We start from the raw sequence: 16,690 nt of genomic DNA on the forward strand, positions 1-16,690 counted from the left end.
GGTGTGGCGGCGGCTGCGGCGGAGGCGGCGGGGACTGACACCCGCGCGCCAGGAAAACGGGCCCCGAGGGGCCCGTCGTCGTTTATGCCTCCGAGGAGACAGGGCGCTGCGATCAGCTCGCGTCGCCGTCGTTGGCCAGCTTCGGCAGCGAAGCACCTTCGCTCGACGACAGCAGGCCGACCTGCGTGTAGATCGCGAGCTTCTCGCGCGTATCGACGATGTCGAGGTTGCGCATCGTGAGCTGGCCGATGCGGTCCAGCGGCGTGAATGCGCCCTCGACCTTTTCCATGCTCAGGCGCTCGGGCTTGTACGTGAGGTTGGCCGACTCGGTGTTCATGATCGAGTAGTCGTTGCCGCGGCGCAGCTCGACCGTCACTTCGCCGGTGATGGCGCGTGCCACCCAGCGCTGCGCCGTCTCGCGCAGCATGATGGCCTGCGGGTCGAACCAGCGGCCCTGGTAGAGCAGGCGGCCGAGCTTGCGTCCGTTGTCGCGGTACTGCTCGATGGTGTCTTCGTTGTGGATGCCGGTGACGAGGCGCTCGTAGGCGATGAACAGCAGCGCGAGGCCGGGAGCCTCGTAGATGCCGCGGCTCTTGGCCTCGATGATGCGGTTCTCGATCTGGTCGCTCATGCCCAGGCCGTGGCGGCCGCCGATGCGGTTGGCTTCGAGGATCAGGTCGACCAGGTTCGAGTAGCGCACGCCGTTCAGCGCGACGGGCACGCCTTCCTCGAAGCGCACCGAGACGGTCTCGCGCTTGACTTCGACTTCGTCCTTCCAGAAGGCCACGCCCATGATGGGCTGCACGATCTGGATGCCGCTGTTCAAGTGCTCGAGGTCTTTGGCCTCGTGCGTGGCGCCGAGCATGTTCGAATCGGTCGAGTAGGCCTTCTCGGCCGACATCTTGTAGGCGAAGCCGGCCTTCTGCATGAACGCCGACATCTCGGCGCGGCCGCCCAGCTCGTCGATGAAGGCCTGGTCGAGCCAGGGCTTGTAGATCTTCAGGTTGGGGTTGGTGAGCAGGCCGTAGCGGTAGAAGCGCTCGATGTCGTTGCCCTTGTAGGTGCTGCCGTCGCCCCAGATGTGGACGTCGTCTTCCTTCATGGCCGACACCAGCATCGTGCCGGTGACGGCACGGCCCAGCGGCGTGGTGTTGAAGTAGGTGACGCCGGCGGTGGTCACGTGGAAGGCGCCGGCCTGCAGCGCGGCGATGCCTTCGTTGGCCAGTTGCACGCGGCAGTCGATCAGGCGGGCGTTCTCGGCGCCGTAGAGCATCGCCTTGCGCGGGATCTCGTCGTAGTCCGGCTCGTCGGGCTGGCCGAGGTTGGCGGTGTAGGCGTAGGGGACGGCGCCCTTCAGCTTCATCCAGTGCAGCGCTGCGCTGGTGTCCAGGCCGCCCGAGAAGGCGATGCCGACCTTCTGGCCGGCGGGTACGTTTTGGAGGATGGTCGACATGATGGGTGTTCCGTTTGCTGTGGCGCTGATCAATGACTCAAGGCGTACTTGGCGCGACTCTGTGCCGCAGATACCGTGGAACCGGCTTCGCCGGGCCACTGGTATCGCCCTCTGCAAGGGGGCGTCGAAGCGACACGAAGTGCGCGAAGCCTGGGGGATTTATCCAAAATGGCAGATGTAGCTGTAGGGCTCGCCAGTCACGCGGATCTGGAAGCTCGAGTTGCCCGGCACGTTGAATTTCTGGCCCGGACCCGAGGCGATCCATTCGGCGCTGCCCGCGAGCTGGTATTCGCAGCTGCCGCCGGTGCCTTCCATGATTTCAGGCGCGCCGGTGTTGAAGGTGAGGGTGGACGGCAGGATCACGCCGACCGATTTCTTCGTGCCATCTGCCAGCGTGAGGCTGTGGCTCACGCATTTGCCATCGAAATACACATTGGCCTTGGTGGCCACTGCGGCGCTGTTGAGGGTGTCGGTAGTCGTCATTGGATGGCGCCGGCGCGGGAGCGGTCGGCAAATCGAGGACGCACCGCACCAGCGGCGCACCCGTCAAGGGTTGGAAAAGTCCTCGATTTTAGGGGCTCGGGCGGCTTGGGCCGCCGGTCAGCGGCTCAACGGTGCCAGCCGCGGTATCCGCCACCCCAGCCGCGGTAGTAGCCACCGCCCCAGCCGCGCGAATAGCCGAGGTTCAGCGAGATGCCGACCGGCGGATAGACGTAGGGATAGGCATAGGGGTACGGGTAGGCTGGCTGCCCGTAGACGGGAGCGGCATACACCGGCGCCGGCTGGTAGACCGGCGCGGGAGCGTCGGAGACCACCACGCCCGGCTCGGGCACCACGCTGTCCCATGGCGAGCCGCCATACTGCGGATAACCGTTGCCGTTGTCGGCTTCGACCGGATAGGGCTGCAGCTGCGACTGCGGCGCCACCGGTGAGGTCGTCACGCCGTAGGCGTTGGCCTGGATCGAAATGGTCGCGCCGGGCCGACTGTTCATGCGGGTGGTGTACTGGCGGCCGTTGTATTCATAGGTGACGTTGTAGTTGACGTCGCTGCCGGTCGTTTCGCGGATCGGCGTGGCGGAGATCACGCGGGCCTGGACCACCTGGTTCTGCTGGGCGTGCACGAGCCCGGTGCCGGCGGCCAACGCTGCGGCCGCGGAAATCCCGGCGAGGGTGCGAAAAACATGCGTATTCATGGTGTGTTTCTCCTGCAGATCGGGGTTGGAGGCCGGGCAGGCAGGCCGGGTTCCGGCGTTTACACGGCGTTGGCAGCCCAGGCGTCGGCGTCGAACCCTGTCGTAACGGGTTTTTTCGCCCCCCAGTTGACCACCGGCCGCTTGATCAGGCTGGGGTTGGCCAGCAGCACGGCGCGGGCCGAGCCGGCATCGACCACGCCCTCGCGGGTGGCGTCGTCCAGCTTGCGCCAGGTGGTGCCCTTGCGGTTGACCAGGGCCTCCCATCCGGGCTTTTTCAGCCACTGGTCGAGCTCGGCCTCGGGCACGCCCTGTTTCTTGAAATCGTGGAAGGTGTAGGCCACGCCATGTTCATCGAGCCAGGCGCGGGCGCGCTTGACGGTGTCGCAGTTCGGAATGCCGTATAGGGTTGTCATGGCCGCGATGATGCCCCGGGCGGCCAGTCGGCGACAATGCCGGCCTCCATGGAAACCCTTAACGACTGGCTCGCGCGCGCCGAGCAACTCCATCCCAAGAACATCGAACTCGGGCTCGAGCGCGCCAAGGAAATGGCGCAGCGCCTCGGCCTGCGCTTCAACTGCCCCGTCATCACGGTGGCGGGCACGAACGGCAAGGGCTCGACTTGCGCCATGCTCGAATCGATCCTCACGCACGCGGGCTATCGCACGGCGGTGTTCACCTCGCCGCACCTCGTGCGCTTCGAAGAGCGCCTGCGGCTCAAGGGCGAAGCCGTCGATGCTTCCAAACTTATAGCAAGCTTCGAAGTGGTGGAGAAGGCGCGGGGCGACTTGCCCCTGACCTACTTCGAGTTCACCACGCTCGGCATCCTGCATTGCATGACCGAGGAAAAGCCCGATGTGGCGATCCTCGAAGTCGGCTTGGGTGGGCGGCTCGACGCGGTCAACATCATCGACGCCGACTGCGCGGTCATCACCAGCATCGACCTCGACCACATGGAATACCTCGGGCCCGACCGCGAAAGCATCGGCTTCGAGAAGGCCGGCATCATGCGGCCAGGCAAGCCCGCCATCGTGAGCGACCCGATGCCGCCGCAGAGCGTGATCGACCATGCGAACGCGATCGGCGCCGACCTCTGGCGCTTTGGGACCGACTTCAACGTGTCGGGCGACAAGCAGCAGTGGGGCTGGTCGGGCCGTGGCCGGCGCTACAGCGGGCTGGCCTACCCGGCGCTGCGCGGGGCCAACCAGCTCATCAACGCGGCCGGCGTGCTTGCGGCGCTCGAAGCGCTGCGCCCGCAACTGCCGATCACCGCGCAGGCCGTGCGCAACGGGCTCGCGATGGTCGAGCTACCGGGCCGTTTCCAGATCGTGCCGGGCGAACCGGCGCTGGTGCTCGACGTGGCGCACAACGCCCATGCCGTGGCCGCGCTGGCCGAGAACCTCGATGCGATGGGCTTCTACCCCACAACGCATGGCGTGTTCGGCGTGATGGCCGACAAGGACCTTGCACCGATCCTCGCGCGCATCGGGCCGCTGATCGACCGCTGGTACTTCACCGACCTGCCCACGCCGCGCGCCGCCAAGGCGGCCGACCTGCTGGCCAGCTGGCAGGCGCAGAACACGCGAACCGACGCCTCGGGCAGCGTGTACGCGGCCCCGATGGAAGCATTGCGCGCAGCCATCGGGCAGGCGGGGCCCGCTGATAGAATCGTGGTCTTCGGATCGTTCTTCACCGTGGGTGGCGTGCTCGAAAACGGCACCCCCCGGCTGCAAGCCAAACACCTGCTGCCAGGCGGCTGATCGTCGGGCTGTCCACACCATCTGGCACCACCTCGCTGCACTCCTTCAGGGATCGAACTTCATGGCGTTTTTCAAGTTCCGCACGCGCGGCCCGCAAGGCAACGAAGGACGCAGCGCCCCTGCCGCCGTCCCCGCGGAAAGTGTCGAAACCATGCGTCGGCGTGCACGCCACCGGCTGCTCGGCGCAGCGGTGCTGGTGCTGCTCGGCGTGATCGGCTTTCCGCTGCTGTTCGATACACAGCCGCGCCCCGTGTCGGTCGACATTCCCATCGAGATTCCCGACCGCAACAAGGTCAAGCCACTGCCCGTGCCCGTCGCGCCTGCGCCCACCACGAGCACCGCGCCGGCAGCGCCAGACAGCGGCAGCAGTTCGCGCGTGGCCTCGGCATCGTCCGGCGGCATGATCACCGAGACCGCCGACGGCACGGTGATCGAATCCGGCAGGCCCGTGCCCAGCACGCCACCCGTCGCGGCCGCCGAGCCCAAGCCCGATCCCAAACCGGAGCCCAAGCCCAAGCCGGAGGCCAAACCCGAACACAAGCCGGAACCCAAACCCGAGCCCAAGCCGAAGCCCGAACCCAAGCCAGAAGCGAAGCCCAAGCCGGCCGACTCGGGCGATGCTGCCCGTGCCCGCGCGCTGCTCGAAGGCAAGCCGGTCGCGACGGCTGCCGCGCCGAAGCCCGCCGCCGATGAAGGCGGCCGCTTCGTGGTGCAGGTCGGCGCTTTCGCCGACGCCGACAAGGCGCGCGAAGTGCGCCAGAAGCTCGAGAAGGCCGGCCTCAAGACTTACGTGCACGTGGCCAAGACAGCCGACGGCGAGCAGCGCACGCGTGTGCGTGTGGGCCCCTTCGTTTCGCGTGCCGAGGCCGACCGCGCGGCGGAAAAGGTCAAGGGCTTGTCTTTGGCGGCTGCGATCCTCACGTTGTAAGAGCCGTCGCCTGCTGTTGCCGTGGCCTTGCTCGACTGGATCGCCGTCGCGCTCATCGGGGTGTCGATGCTGTTCGGCCTGATGCGCGGGCTGGTGTTCGAAGTGATTTCGCTGATCGGCTGGGTGGCGGCTTTCATCGCCGCCCAGTGGCTGGCTTCCGGCGTGGCGGCATGGCTGCCGTTCGGCGATCCGCAGGGTGCCTGGCGCTATCCGCTGGCCTTCGTGCTGGTCTTCGTGGCGGTGGTGTTCGGCGTGGGCCTGGTGGCGGCGCTCACGCGCAAGTTGATCACGGTCGTGGGCCTGCGGCCGGTGGACCGGATTCTGGGAGCAGCGTTCGGTGCGGCGCGGGGCGCGGTGGCCCTGCTCGTGCTGGCCGTCGTTGTTCATTTGCTGGTGTTGAGCGACAGTGCCTGGTGGCACGAATCGCGCAGCGCCATTGTTCTCGATGCGGCATTGCAGGGCCTGAAACCCGCGCTGCCTGAAAAGTTGGCAAGCTACCTGCCCTGAGAGGAATCGTTCATGTGTGGAATCGTCGGCGTTGTCAGCAACGCACCCGTCAACCAGCTGCTCTATGACGCGATGCTGCTGTTGCAGCACCGTGGCCAGGATGCGGCCGGCATCGTGACCTTGCTGGAACGCAAGTTCTTCATGCACAAGGCCAAGGGCATGGTCCGCGACGTGTTCCGCACGCGCAACATGCGCGCGCTGCCGGGCAGCGTGGGCCTGGGCCAGGTGCGCTACCCGACCGCCGGCAATGCCTACAGCGAGGAAGAGGCGCAGCCCTTCTACGTGAATGCGCCCTTCGGCATCGTGCTGGTGCACAACGGCAACCTGACCAACGCGCATGCGCTGCGCGCGGAGCTGTTTTCCACCGATCACCGCCACACCAACACCGAGAGCGATTCCGAGGTGCTGCTCAACGTGCTGGCACACGAACTCGAACGCTCGTCGCGCGGCGTGCCGCTGCACCCGGCCGAAGTGTTCGCCGCGGTCAAGAACATGCACAAGCGCCTGCGCGGCTCGTACGCCGTGGTATCGCTCATTGCCGGCCACGGCCTGCTCGCCTTCCGTGATCCCTACGGCATCCGCCCGCTGTGCATGGGCCGCAGCGCCGACGGCGCCGTGATGGTGGCCAGCGAATCGGTCGCGCTCGAAGGCTCGGGCCATGTGTTCGAGCGTGACATCGCCCCGGGCGAAGCCGTGTTCATCGACCTCGAAGGCAAGGTGCACTCGATGCAGTGCGCCGAGTCGCCTACGCTGAACCCCTGCATCTTCGAATTCGTGTACCTTGCGCGTCCGGACTCGGTGCTCGACGGGATCTCGGTCTACCAGGCGCGCCTGAACCTCGGCGAAACGCTGGCCAAGCGCGTGGTCTCGACCGTGCCGCCGAACCAGATCGACGTGATCATCCCGATCCCCGAGTCGAGCCGCCCGAGCGCCACGCAGCTCGCGCACCTGCTGGGCGTGCCGTACCGCGAAGGCTTCGTGAAGAACCGCTATGTGGGCCGTACCTTCATCATGCCGGGGCAGGGCGTGCGCAAGAAGTCGGTGCGCCAGAAGCTCAACGTGATCGCCAGCGAATTCAAGGGCCGCAACGTGCTGCTGGTCGACGACTCGATCGTGCGCGGCACCACCAGCCAGGAAATCGTGCAGATGGCGCGTGACGCCGGCGCGCGCAAGGTCTACCTGGCCAGCGCCGCGCCGCCGGTGCGCTACCCCAACGTCTACGGCATCGACATGCCGACCAAGGGCGAACTGGTGGCGCATGACCGCACGGTCGAGCAGATCCGCGAACTGATCGGCTGCGACGCGCTGATCTACCAGGACGTCGATGCCATGAAGCGCGCGATCGGCTCGCTCAATCCCAAGCTCGACGGCTTCGACGCCTCGTGCTTCGACGGCGTGTACGTGACCGGCGACATCGATACCGAGGCCATCTCGCGCATGAACGGCAACCGTCCCCGCGTCGAAGAGACCGAAGAGGATTCTTCGCGCCTCGCGCTTCCCAACCACAGCGAGTGAGAGCAGACGAAGTGACCGACGAAGAACGAACACTGCCGCCCGGGTTGCATCCGGAGACGCTCGCGCTGCGCACCGGGCTCGCGCCGAGCCAGTACGGCGAGCATTCCGACGCGCTTTTCCTGACCAGCGGCTTCGTGCAGCCCGATGCGGAAACCTCGATGCGCCGTTTCGCTGGCACCGAGCCGGGCTTCACCTACTCGCGCACCTCGAATCCGACCGTGACCAGTTTCGAGCAGCGTATCGCGGCGCTCGAAGGTACGGAAGCGGCGATCGGCGCTTCGACCGGCATGGGCGCGATTCTCATGATGTGCATGGGCCTGCTGAAGGCAGGCGACCATGTGGTCTGCTCGCGCTCGGTGTTCGGCTCCACGCTGAACCTGTTCGGCAAGGAGTTCGCCAAGTTCGGCGTCGAGACCACCTTCGTGTCGCAGACCGACGTGGCCGAATGGCGCGCGGCGGTCAAGCCCAATACCAAGCTGCTGTTTGCCGAGACGCCGACCAACCCGCTGACCGAGGTCTGCGACATCCGCGCGCTGGCCGATGTGGCGCATGCGGCGGGCGCGCTGCTGGCGGTCGACAACTGCTTCTGCACGCCGATCCTGCAGCGTCCGGCGGCGCTGGGCGCCGACCTCGTCATCCACTCGGGCACCAAGCACCTCGATGGCCAGGGCCGCGTGATGGCGGGCGCGATCTGCGGTCCCTCGAAGCTCATCGTCGATGTGTTCGGGCCCATCGTGCGCACCGCCGGCATGGCGCTGGCACCGTTCAATGCGTGGGTCGTGCTCAAGGGCATCGAGACGCTCGGCATCCGCATGAAGGCGCATTGCGCGAACGCGATGGACATTGCTCAATGGCTCGAGAAGCAGCCGGGCATCGCACGCGTCTACTATCCGGGGCTCGCCTCGCATGCGCAGCACGAACTGGCGATGCAGCAGCAGTCGGGGCAGGGCGGCGCGGTGGTGTCGTTCGACGTGGTCGGCGACTCGCCCGAGACGGCGCGCGCCAATGCCTTCCATGTCATGAACAGCACGCGCGTGGTGAGCCTTGCCACCAACCTCGGCGACGTGAAGACCATCATCACGCACCCCGGCACCACTTCGCATGGCCGCCTCACCGAGGCGCAGCGCCAGGCGGCTGGCATCGGCCAGGGGCTGATTCGCCTCGCGGTTGGCCTCGAACATGTCGAAGACATCAAGGCCGACATCGCGCGCGGCCTGAGCACCCTGAATCCACGATAACGAAATGACCGGCAAAGTACGCACCCGCATCGCCCCATCCCCCACGGGTTTCCTTCATCTGGGCACGGCACGCACGGCCCTCTACTCGTGGGCCTATGCGCGCCACCATGGCGGCGAGTTCGTGCTGCGCATCGAGGACACCGACGTGGCCCGCTCCACGCAGGACTCGACCGACCAGATCCTCGCGTCGATGCATTGGCTTGGCCTCGACTACGACGAAGGCCCGATCTACCAGATGCAGCGCCTCGAGCGCTACCGCGAAGTCGTCGCGCAGATGCTCGCGGCCGGCACCGCCTACCACTGCTATTGCACGCCCGCGGAGCTCGAGGAGATGCGCGAGGCGCAACGTGCACGCGGCGAGAAGACCTTGTACGACCGCCGCTGGCGCCCCGAGCCAGGCAAGGTGCTGCCGCCCGTGCCCGAAGGCGTGCCGCCTGTGGTGCGCTTCTGCAACCCGCCCGAAGGCGACGTCACGTGGAACGACCTCGTGAAGGGCGAGATCACGATCAACAACCGCGAGATCGACGACCTCATCATCCTGCGGCCCGACGGTGTGCCCACCTACAACTTCGCGGTGGTGGTCGACGACTGGGACATGAACATCACGCACGTGTTCCGCGGTGACGAGCACATCAACAACACGCCGTGGCAGATCAACATCTTCCGCGCGCTTGGTGCGCCGCTGCCCCAGTTCGGCCATGTGCCCGTGATCCTGGGCGACGACGGACAGAAGCTCTCGAAGCGCCGCGGCGCGGTGAGCGTCACGGCCTACGAAGAGAACGGCTACCTGCCCGAGGCCATGCTCAACTACCTCGCGCGCCTCGGCTGGAGCCACGGCGACGATGAACTCTTCACGCGCGAGCAGATGGTGAGCTGGTTCGACGGCTCGCACTTGTCGAAGAGCCCCGCGCAGTGGGACGCGGCAAAGCTTGCCTGGGTGAATGCGCAGTACATCAAGGCGAAGAGCGGCGACGAGCTCTCCCCGCTTGTTGCAGCACAGTTGCAAAAGCGCGGCATCGTCGCCGATGAACGTTTGCCTGCGATCTGCGCGCTGTTCAAGGACCGTTGCGACACCACGGTGGCGCTGGCGGGGTGGGCTGCCGCGTTCTATGCGGACATCGACGTGACCGAAGCCGATCGCGCGCAGCACATCACCGATGCAGTGAAGCCCGCGATTGCAACACTCGTTGAAAAATTGATGGGCGTGACCTGGGATAAGGCCTCAATCGCAGTTACCATCAAGGAAGTTCTCGCCGCACATGCATTGAAAATGCCGGTGTTGGCGATGCCAGTACGAGTGCTTGTGATGGGAACATCGCAGACACCGTCCCTCGATTCAGTGCTCGAAATTTTTTCCCGCGAAAAAGTTATCGAGCGATTGAAAAAGGCCTGAAAAATCGGGCTATAATTCGAGGCTCGACACCCACACGGGGGTATAGCTCAGCTGGGAGAGCGCTTGCATGGCATGCAAGAGGTCATCGGTTCGATCCCGTTTACCTCCACCATCAAAGTGTCGAGAAGGTTAGAGATGCTGATCGCAGCACGTCCAAGGTTTTGACCCTATCGTCTAGAGGCCTAGGACACCACCCTTTCACGGTGGCTACCGGGGTTCGAATCCCCGTAGGGTCGCCAGTTTCGCGCAAGTGAAGCAGGCACAAGTCGTCAGCACTTGGCTCCGCAAGGAGTGAACGTTGTCTACCAGGAGTGGTAGTTCAGTTGGTTAGAATACCGGCCTGTCACGCCGGGGGTCGCGGGTTCGAGTCCCGTCCACTCCGCCAATATTCATAAGGGTTAGCAGATAAGTATCTGCTAACCCTTTTGTCATTTGAGGCCTTCGTGTCCTAACGTTGCCCTAGATTTCCGACGATCCTGATCCGTTGTAGAAATGCGGCATCCGCGCATCGGGTTCACATCGTCGGCATCGACTTCAGGCAGTCTCAGAAGCCTGTCGGGCGTGCGCCTCGTCGTGTGTGCCGTCGGCAGCGTTGGATCGGCGCGAAGAAGCCCAAGCGCTTCTTGAAGCAGATGAGCCGCCTGCAAAGTTCGTTGAGCTGCATGATCAGCGGCGACTTCTTGGCTTGATTCATCGTTGGTTTGAGCTCGCATGTGACCTTGCCCTTCGGTTTCCACGGCGGCGTCCAGTGCCGTCGTGGTATGTCCATCGGTTGCCGAGGATGTCTACTGAGCCCAACCTACCGCAGCAATGTGCAGCGTCCCGAAGCGGAGTTGCGAACCGGGGGGCATGCTGGTTTGCTCGGTGAAAAAGAGCGAACCAATGTCATCGTCGAGTTGGTAAGCCAGTCCTGCTCGAACTGCATCGGACCGACATAGGCCCGTGTCGAGTCAGCCGCGCGGCGGTTTCGTCCTTGGCCGATGCCGTACTCCTTGAGTGCATCCCTGAAGTCGTGACTGGCGTACTGGTCGGCCTGAGTCGCTTTGCTTCGAAAGATCAATCTTCCCCTGCTTGCCCGGATGACACTTGAACCACGCCATTCGCAGCGCATCGATCACGATCTCGCGCGTCATGTCTTCCTCAACGGTGCTTCGCACTTGCAGGGTAGGAGGCGACGCAGCAAATCCGTGTGCCACACTAGGCAGCCCACCAAGCGATGAAGCCCGTGAACCGTCGAATCGATTCCTACAGCATCAGGTTGTTCGTAGCGGCGGCCCGCGCCGGCTCCATCGTCCGTGCTGCTGCAGCGGAGAACATCGCACCTTCGGCCTTGAGCCGGAGGATCGCGGACCTGGAACATGCCTTCGAGACGCCGCTGCTCGTGCGGTCGCCACGTGGCATTGCACTCACCGACGCCGGCAGGCTGGTGCTGGCGCGGGGCGAACGCCTCGACGACGAACTGCAAGCCTTGTTGCGCGAAGTGCAGAGCGAAGGCGGCGAAGTGCGGGGTAGGGTGCGCCTTCATGCCAATATGTCCTCCGTCATCGGTTTCCTGCCCGAGCGCCTGCACCGCTTCATGGAGGCATATCCGGGCGTGGAGGTCGCCCTGCGCGAGGAAGACACGCGCGACGTGCTGCGCTCCTGTCTGGATGATCGCGCCGATGTCGGTGTGGGTGTCGACGTCGCGGTGCCGGCGGGCATGGATGCCTGGCGCTTCGCCTCCGACCCGTTGCTCGTGGTGCTTCCCTCGGGGCATGAATTGGCGGCCCTGCAGATCGTCACGTTTGCGCGTGCGCTCGAATTTCCTTTGGTGGGCATTCACCAGGGCGGCGCCATGGACCGGTCCCTGAACGAGCGCGCCGCAGCATTGGGCAGGCGTTTCAATCCGAAGGTGACGGTCAGCAGCTTCGATGCCGTCTGCCGCATGGTGGAGGCGGGCCTCGGCATCGCCGTGGTGCCTCGAAGTGCCGTGACGGCTTATGCGGGGGCCGACCGCTTTGCCAAGCGCCCGCTGGCGGAAGAATGGGCCGACCGCGTCCTGAACATCTACGCCCTGCGCAAGACCCCGCAGCCTCGCGCAGTTGCGGCCCTGATCGAGAGTCTGCAAGGGTAATCACCGATCTCGCGGATGGCGAGATCCCCTGTGCCGAGCGAGCGCTTTATGGCGCTGCCACTGCCCGCGAACATCGGGGGCATGACAGCCTCCACGCCAGCCGCCGCCAGCGCCGAATGCATCCGGTTCGACCCGCGCGTCCTTTTCCTGAGCTGTTCCGCACGCATGGTCGAGCTGAGCTTGAAGGGCGAGCGCCTCGAACTCGCCGACGCGTCGCCATTGCGTGACGATGTTTCGACGGACGAGATCACGCCGCTTCCGATCCTCACGCACTACGACGACAAGCTGGGGCGCTACCCCTACACCGGCTTCAAGGCGGGCGAGGCATTCCCGATCGGCATCGATGCCATCCGAGCGTCGGGCATCGAGGTCGTGGTCGCGGGCAGGCGCTATGGCAAGGGCTCCTCGCGCGAGCACAGCCCCACCGCCGAGAAGGCGGCCGGCGTGCGGCTGGTCATCGCCGAAGGCTTCGAGCGCCTGTACCGGCAGAACGCCGACAACATCGGCTTGTTCACCTCGACCGACTTCGGCCTGGTCGCGCGCGTCCAGGCGGGCGAGGCGATTCCGGTCGACGACCTCGTGGCCGGCCGCGACGCGTTGGCCGCCGCGATCCTGAAGAGCGGCGGGCTGCTGAGGTTCGGCCAGCGATCCATGCGCGACATCACGGTGCCGCCCAAGACTCAGGGCGCGCGTCCGCGCACGCTGTTCGAGAAGATCGTGGCGCGCCACGCGCTCGCCACCGAACTGACGCAGGCGCATCCCGCGCCGGGCGCCGGTGCCTTCGTGCGCGCCGACCTTCGCTTCATCCACGAGTACTACACAGGCATGGCCGCGCACATGCTGCACGCCACCTTCGGCCGGCCGCTGGTGCTGCACGACGCCGATTCCATCGTCGTCTTCGAAGACCACACGTCCTATGTCGAGGAGAGCCCCGCGCACGTGCGCGGCGGCCTGGTGCCGAATGTGCATCGCATGGTCGAGGCGCAGCGCGAATTCGCGGCTGCCTACGGCTTGCGCTCGCACCGCACACTGACGGAGGAACAGGCTGCGAAGGACGACGGCACCAACGTGGCCGGCATCTCGCACGCGATGGTGGCGGAGCACTATGCGCTGCCGGGCCAACTGGTGGTGGGCACGGATTCGCACACGCCGCACAGCGGTGCCCTTGGTTGCGTGGCCTTTGGCGTGGGAACCACGGACATGGCGAATGCCTTCGTGACGGGAGCGGTGCGGCTGACGGTGCCGCAGTCCGTGAAGATCGTGCTGGATGGCTCGCTTGCCCCTGGCGTGACCGCCAAGGACGTCGTGCTGCATCTGCTCGCGCTGCCCTTCGTGCGCGACGGCGGCGGGGTGGGCAAGGTGTTCGAGTTCACGGGCGAGGTGGTGCGGCGCGCGACCACCGACGAGCGCGCCACGCTCACCAACATGACGGCGGAACTCGGTGGCTTCACCGGCCTGGTCGCTCCCGATGCCGAGACCGTGCGCTTCCTGCGCGAGCGCCGCGGCATCGGTTTCGAAGTCGAGCCCTGGATGCGCAGCGACGACGGCGCGGTCTACGCCAGGACGCTCCACGTCGACTGCACGCAGCTTTCCCCCATGGTCGCGGCACCGGGCGATCCCGGCAACGGCCTGCCGCTGGCGGCGGTCGGCGAGCGGGTGCGCATCGACATCGCCTACGGGGGCTCGTGCACGGCCGGCAAGCGCGAAGACTTCGACCATTACCACGCGGTGCTCAGGTGGGCGGCGGACCGCGGACTCAAGGTCGCGCCCGGGGTGGACCTGTATCTCCAGTTCGGGACCACCGCGGTACGCGACCATTGCATTGCAGCCGGGTACATGGATGCGTTCGAACGCGTGGGCGCGCGCATTCTTCAGCCCTCCTGCGGCGCTTGCGGCAACTGCGGGCCGGGTGGTTCGGTGCGGGCCGACCAGGTCACCGTGAGCGCCATCAACCGCAACTTCCCCGGCCGGGGCGGCCCCGGAAAAGTCTGGCTCGCCAGCCCGCCCACGGTGGCGGCCAGCGCGATTGCGGGCGAACTCGTTTCGTTTGCCGAGCTCCAGGCGCGCCATCCATGAATTCCAACAAAGCAAGAGAGACAAACCCATGCATGCACATTTCCTCCGGAAAACCATTTCCGTTTCTTTAGCGGCAGCGTTGCTTGCCACGTCCTTGTTCGCCGCCGCGCAATCCTCGAATGCCGACCGGCCGATACGGCTCGTCGTTCCACTGGCCGCAGGTTCGACGGTCGATGCGGTCGCCCGCGCAGTCGCGCCGGCCTTCGGACGCGCGACCGGCCATCCGATCGTGGTGGAGAACGTCGTCGGCGCTGGAGGAATTCCGGGCACCGCACAGATCGTGAAGGCACCCAGGGATGGGCTCACGCTCGGCATGGTGTCGTCCAACCATGTCATCAATCCAGGCATCTACAAGACGATTCCCTACGACAGCATGAAGGACATCACGCCCATCGCGGTACTGGCCACGGTGCCGGTCGTGCTGGTGGTGAACAACGCGCTTCCGGTGAAGAGCGTGAAGGAGCTGCTGGCCTATGCGAAGGCCAATCCCGGCAAGCTCAACTACGGGTCCGCCGGCAACGGGAGCGTGCTCCACCTGGCGGGGGAACTGATGGTGAGCGAGACCGGCATCGACATGAAGCACGTGCCCTATCGCGGCACTGGACCGCTCATCACCGATCTGATCGGCGGGCAGGTGCAACTCGCGTTCGTTTCGATCTCGCAGGTCGCCCCACAGGTCAAGGCCGGGGCGCTGCGCGCATTGGCGGTGTCGACGCCGGCGCGCTCCGCGGCCTTGCCCGACGTGCCGACGATGATGGAGTCGGGTGTGCCCAGGTACAGCTTCGACGCCTGGATTGCCTTGATCGGTCCGGCCGGTTTGCCCAAACCCGTGGTCGACGGCTATGCCGCGGCGGTGCAAGAGGCCTTGGTATCGCCGGAAGCAAGAACCGTCATCGCCGGCCAGGGGCTCACGGTCCTGAACACGGGGCCTGACCTGGCGCCAGCCTTCTTCCAGTCCGAGTTGGCGAAGCACCAGAAGCTGGTGAAGCAGTCCGGCGCCACACTGGACTGAGGCCATGCCGGCATTCAGGATCGCGATGCTGCCAGGCGAGGTCGTCGTTCCGCCGGATCTGGCGCGGCTCTCGCCGTTGCGTGCCGAACGCGTCGCGGGCACCGACCTGCTGGTGGTGCGCGAGCTGAACGGAGACGTCTACACCAGTCTGCCGCGCGGCCAGCGCAGCGCGCCGGACGGGGAATCCTTCGACGTCATCCTGACGGGCAACCTCTTTGGCGATCTCCTGAGCGACGCGGCGTCGGCGCTGACAGGATCGATCGGGTTGTCGGCATCGGCGATGCTGGGAAAAGGCGCCAAAGGCATGTTCGAGGCAGGGCATGGAACTGCGCTCGACATCGCCGGGCAAGATATCGCGAATCCGATCGCCTGCATCCGCGCCTTTGGGCTTCTGTTGCGCCACTCCGCGCGCCGGTCCGACCTTTCCGCGGCCATCGGAGGCTGCGATACGCTCGGTGTTCGGCCAAGGCTACCGAACCGCGGACATCCAATGCAGCAGCACCCGGCTGGTTGGAGCGGCGCGCATGGGTGACCTCATTGCCAACGCTGTAAAAAGCGGACCGACACCCGCCATTTCCGAGCACTGAAGCCATGATCACCCTGCACCATTGCGTGAGCGCACGTTCGTTTCGTCCCTTGTGGATGCTGGAGGAACTCGGGATTCCGTACGACCTGAAGATGATGCCGTTCCCGCCTCGCGTGCTTGCCCGGTCGTACCTGGAGATCAACCCCCTGGGGACGGTACCGGCCATGATCGACGGGACTGTTCGCATGACAGAGTCTTCCGCAATCTGCCAGTATCTGGCGGCGCGCTTCTCACCGGGAAAGCTTGATGTCGGCGTCGATGAGCCGGCCTTTGGCGCTTACCTGAACTACCTGCATTTCGGCGAAGCGACCTTGACGTTCCCGCAGACGCTGGTGCTGCGCTATCTGCACTTCGAAACGGGCGAGCGGCGTCAGCCCCAGGTGGCCCATGACTACGGCAAGTGGTTCCTCGCGAGGTTGCGGACGCTGGAACCCCTCTTAGTGGAGCAGGAGTTCCTCTGTGCGCATCGTTTCACTGCCGCCGATGTTTCGGTCGGCTACGCGCTGCTGCTGGCCGAGCATCTCGGCCTCGACCAGCAGTTCACGCCTTCGGTTCGCGCCTACTGGGAACGCCTGCAGGCGAGGCCTGCTTACCGGCGCGCGATGGTGACCCAGAACGGTGCCGCCATCTTGCAGGGGGTGCCCACAATTGCGTCGCCCGACATCAGGGCCGAATAGCTGGGTTGCACGTCGGTGTTCGGGCGGGCGCAAACATCTGGTGCCGTGGCGACCGACAAGCATCTTGGCCAGCAGGTTTCGGTCGCCGTGCGAGGCTCCTCAGCAGCAGGAGTTTGGCAAGAGCCGGACCATTGGCCTCTGTCAGTCACTCACGAGAAGATCAAAGCCCTCGCTGGTCAACCGGTGCGGCTCGTCATCCAGCACGGCCAGAATCATCATCGACCACTTGTCCGCGATCTGGT

Annotated in this window: 16 protein-coding genes and 3 tRNA genes; 14 read left to right on the forward strand and 5 right to left on the reverse strand. The window is 65.6% G+C overall.

Annotation, left to right across the window (positions count from 1 at the left end; all coding sequences use genetic code 11):
* Nucleotides 1–112 precede the first annotated feature (112 nt).
* The 4 genes from argG to ACCD11_RS26030 all read right to left on the reverse strand — a co-directional run bounded on the left by argG (nucleotide 113) and on the right by ACCD11_RS26030 (nucleotide 3,059).
* Nucleotides 113–1,453, reverse strand: coding sequence for an argininosuccinate synthase (gene argG, locus ACCD11_RS26015; protein WP_413316036.1), 1,341 nt, complete (start codon nucleotides 1,451–1,453; stop codon nucleotides 113–115).
* A gap of 159 nt (nucleotides 1,454–1,612) precedes the next feature.
* Nucleotides 1,613–1,936, reverse strand: coding sequence for a pyrimidine/purine nucleoside phosphorylase (locus ACCD11_RS26020; RefSeq protein ID WP_413316037.1), 324 nt, complete (start codon nucleotides 1,934–1,936; stop codon nucleotides 1,613–1,615).
* Between the two features lie 125 nt (nucleotides 1,937–2,061).
* Entirely contained in the window at nucleotides 2,062–2,646 is a 585-nt protein-coding gene (locus tag ACCD11_RS26025) for a hypothetical protein (protein WP_413316038.1), read from the reverse strand.
* 59 nt (nucleotides 2,647–2,705) lie between these two features.
* Nucleotides 2,706–3,059 (reverse strand): ArsC family reductase, encoded by a 354-nt coding sequence (locus ACCD11_RS26030; RefSeq protein ID WP_413316039.1) that lies wholly within the window; start codon nucleotides 3,057–3,059, stop codon nucleotides 2,706–2,708.
* Nucleotides 3,060–3,095: 36 nt separating this feature from the next.
* Here ACCD11_RS26030 and folC point away from each other — a divergent pair, with 36 nt between their 5' ends.
* The 9 genes from folC to ACCD11_RS26075 all read left to right on the forward strand — a co-directional run bounded on the left by folC (nucleotide 3,096) and on the right by ACCD11_RS26075 (nucleotide 10,369).
* Nucleotides 3,096–4,403: a bifunctional tetrahydrofolate synthase/dihydrofolate synthase gene (folC, locus tag ACCD11_RS26035; protein WP_413316040.1), complete on the forward strand. Its 1,308-nt coding sequence runs from the start codon at nucleotides 3,096–3,098 to the stop codon at nucleotides 4,401–4,403.
* 61 nt (nucleotides 4,404–4,464) lie between these two features.
* Nucleotides 4,465–5,331 (forward strand): SPOR domain-containing protein, encoded by an 867-nt coding sequence (locus ACCD11_RS26040; RefSeq protein WP_413316041.1) that lies wholly within the window; start codon nucleotides 4,465–4,467, stop codon nucleotides 5,329–5,331.
* 21 nt (nucleotides 5,332–5,352) lie between these two features.
* On the forward strand, nucleotides 5,353–5,838 hold the full coding sequence (locus ACCD11_RS26045) for a CvpA family protein (RefSeq protein WP_007835514.1): 486 nt from the start codon (nucleotides 5,353–5,355) through the stop codon (nucleotides 5,836–5,838).
* A gap of 12 nt (nucleotides 5,839–5,850) precedes the next feature.
* Complete coding sequence (purF, locus tag ACCD11_RS26050) at nucleotides 5,851–7,353, forward strand: amidophosphoribosyltransferase (protein ID WP_007835511.1); 1,503 nt, start codon at nucleotides 5,851–5,853, stop codon at nucleotides 7,351–7,353.
* An 11-nt stretch (nucleotides 7,354–7,364) separates the two neighbouring features.
* Nucleotides 7,365–8,591, forward strand: coding sequence for an O-succinylhomoserine sulfhydrylase (locus ACCD11_RS26055; RefSeq protein WP_413316064.1), 1,227 nt, complete (start codon nucleotides 7,365–7,367; stop codon nucleotides 8,589–8,591).
* Nucleotides 8,592–8,595: 4 nt separating this feature from the next.
* Nucleotides 8,596–9,984 carry a glutamate--tRNA ligase gene (gene gltX / locus ACCD11_RS26060; protein ID WP_007835507.1) on the forward strand — a complete coding sequence of 463 codons (1,389 nt, stop codon included), beginning with the start codon at nucleotides 8,596–8,598 and terminating at the stop codon, nucleotides 9,982–9,984.
* A gap of 36 nt (nucleotides 9,985–10,020) precedes the next feature.
* Nucleotides 10,021–10,096, forward strand: a tRNA-Ala gene (locus ACCD11_RS26065).
* Nucleotides 10,097–10,147: 51 nt separating this feature from the next.
* Nucleotides 10,148–10,223: transfer RNA gene (locus tag ACCD11_RS26070), tRNA-Glu, on the forward strand.
* Nucleotides 10,224–10,292: 69 nt separating this feature from the next.
* A tRNA-Asp gene (locus tag ACCD11_RS26075) sits at nucleotides 10,293–10,369 on the forward strand.
* Nucleotides 10,370–10,412: 43 nt separating this feature from the next.
* Here ACCD11_RS26075 and ACCD11_RS26080 read toward each other — a convergent pair.
* Nucleotides 10,413–10,721 (reverse strand): hypothetical protein, encoded by a 309-nt coding sequence (locus ACCD11_RS26080; RefSeq protein WP_413316042.1) that lies wholly within the window; start codon nucleotides 10,719–10,721, stop codon nucleotides 10,413–10,415.
* Between the two features lie 479 nt (nucleotides 10,722–11,200).
* Here ACCD11_RS26080 and ACCD11_RS26085 point away from each other — a divergent pair, with 479 nt between their 5' ends.
* From ACCD11_RS26085 to ACCD11_RS26105, 5 genes are all read left to right on the forward strand, one after another.
* On the forward strand, nucleotides 11,201–12,097 hold the full coding sequence (locus tag ACCD11_RS26085; protein WP_413316043.1) for a LysR substrate-binding domain-containing protein: 897 nt from the start codon (nucleotides 11,201–11,203) through the stop codon (nucleotides 12,095–12,097).
* Between the two features lie 81 nt (nucleotides 12,098–12,178).
* A complete protein-coding gene (locus ACCD11_RS26090) occupies nucleotides 12,179–14,173 on the forward strand; it encodes an aconitase family protein (RefSeq protein WP_413316044.1) in 1,995 nt (664 codons plus the stop codon).
* 94 nt (nucleotides 14,174–14,267) lie between these two features.
* Nucleotides 14,268–15,185, forward strand: a complete 918-nt coding sequence (locus ACCD11_RS26095) for a Bug family tripartite tricarboxylate transporter substrate binding protein (RefSeq protein ID WP_413316065.1) — start codon at nucleotides 14,268–14,270, stop codon at nucleotides 15,183–15,185.
* Nucleotides 15,186–15,189: 4 nt separating this feature from the next.
* Nucleotides 15,190–15,717 carry an isocitrate/isopropylmalate family dehydrogenase gene (locus ACCD11_RS26100; protein ID WP_413316045.1) on the forward strand — a complete coding sequence of 176 codons (528 nt, stop codon included), beginning with the start codon at nucleotides 15,190–15,192 and terminating at the stop codon, nucleotides 15,715–15,717.
* 59 nt (nucleotides 15,718–15,776) lie between these two features.
* On the forward strand, nucleotides 15,777–16,448 hold the full coding sequence (locus ACCD11_RS26105) for a glutathione S-transferase family protein (protein WP_413316046.1): 672 nt from the start codon (nucleotides 15,777–15,779) through the stop codon (nucleotides 16,446–16,448).
* The last annotated feature ends 242 nt before the right edge of the window (nucleotides 16,449–16,690 follow it).

Source organism: Variovorax sp. Varisp36, from assembly GCF_047304235.1.
GTDB lineage: Bacteria > Pseudomonadota > Gammaproteobacteria > Burkholderiales > Burkholderiaceae_C > Variovorax.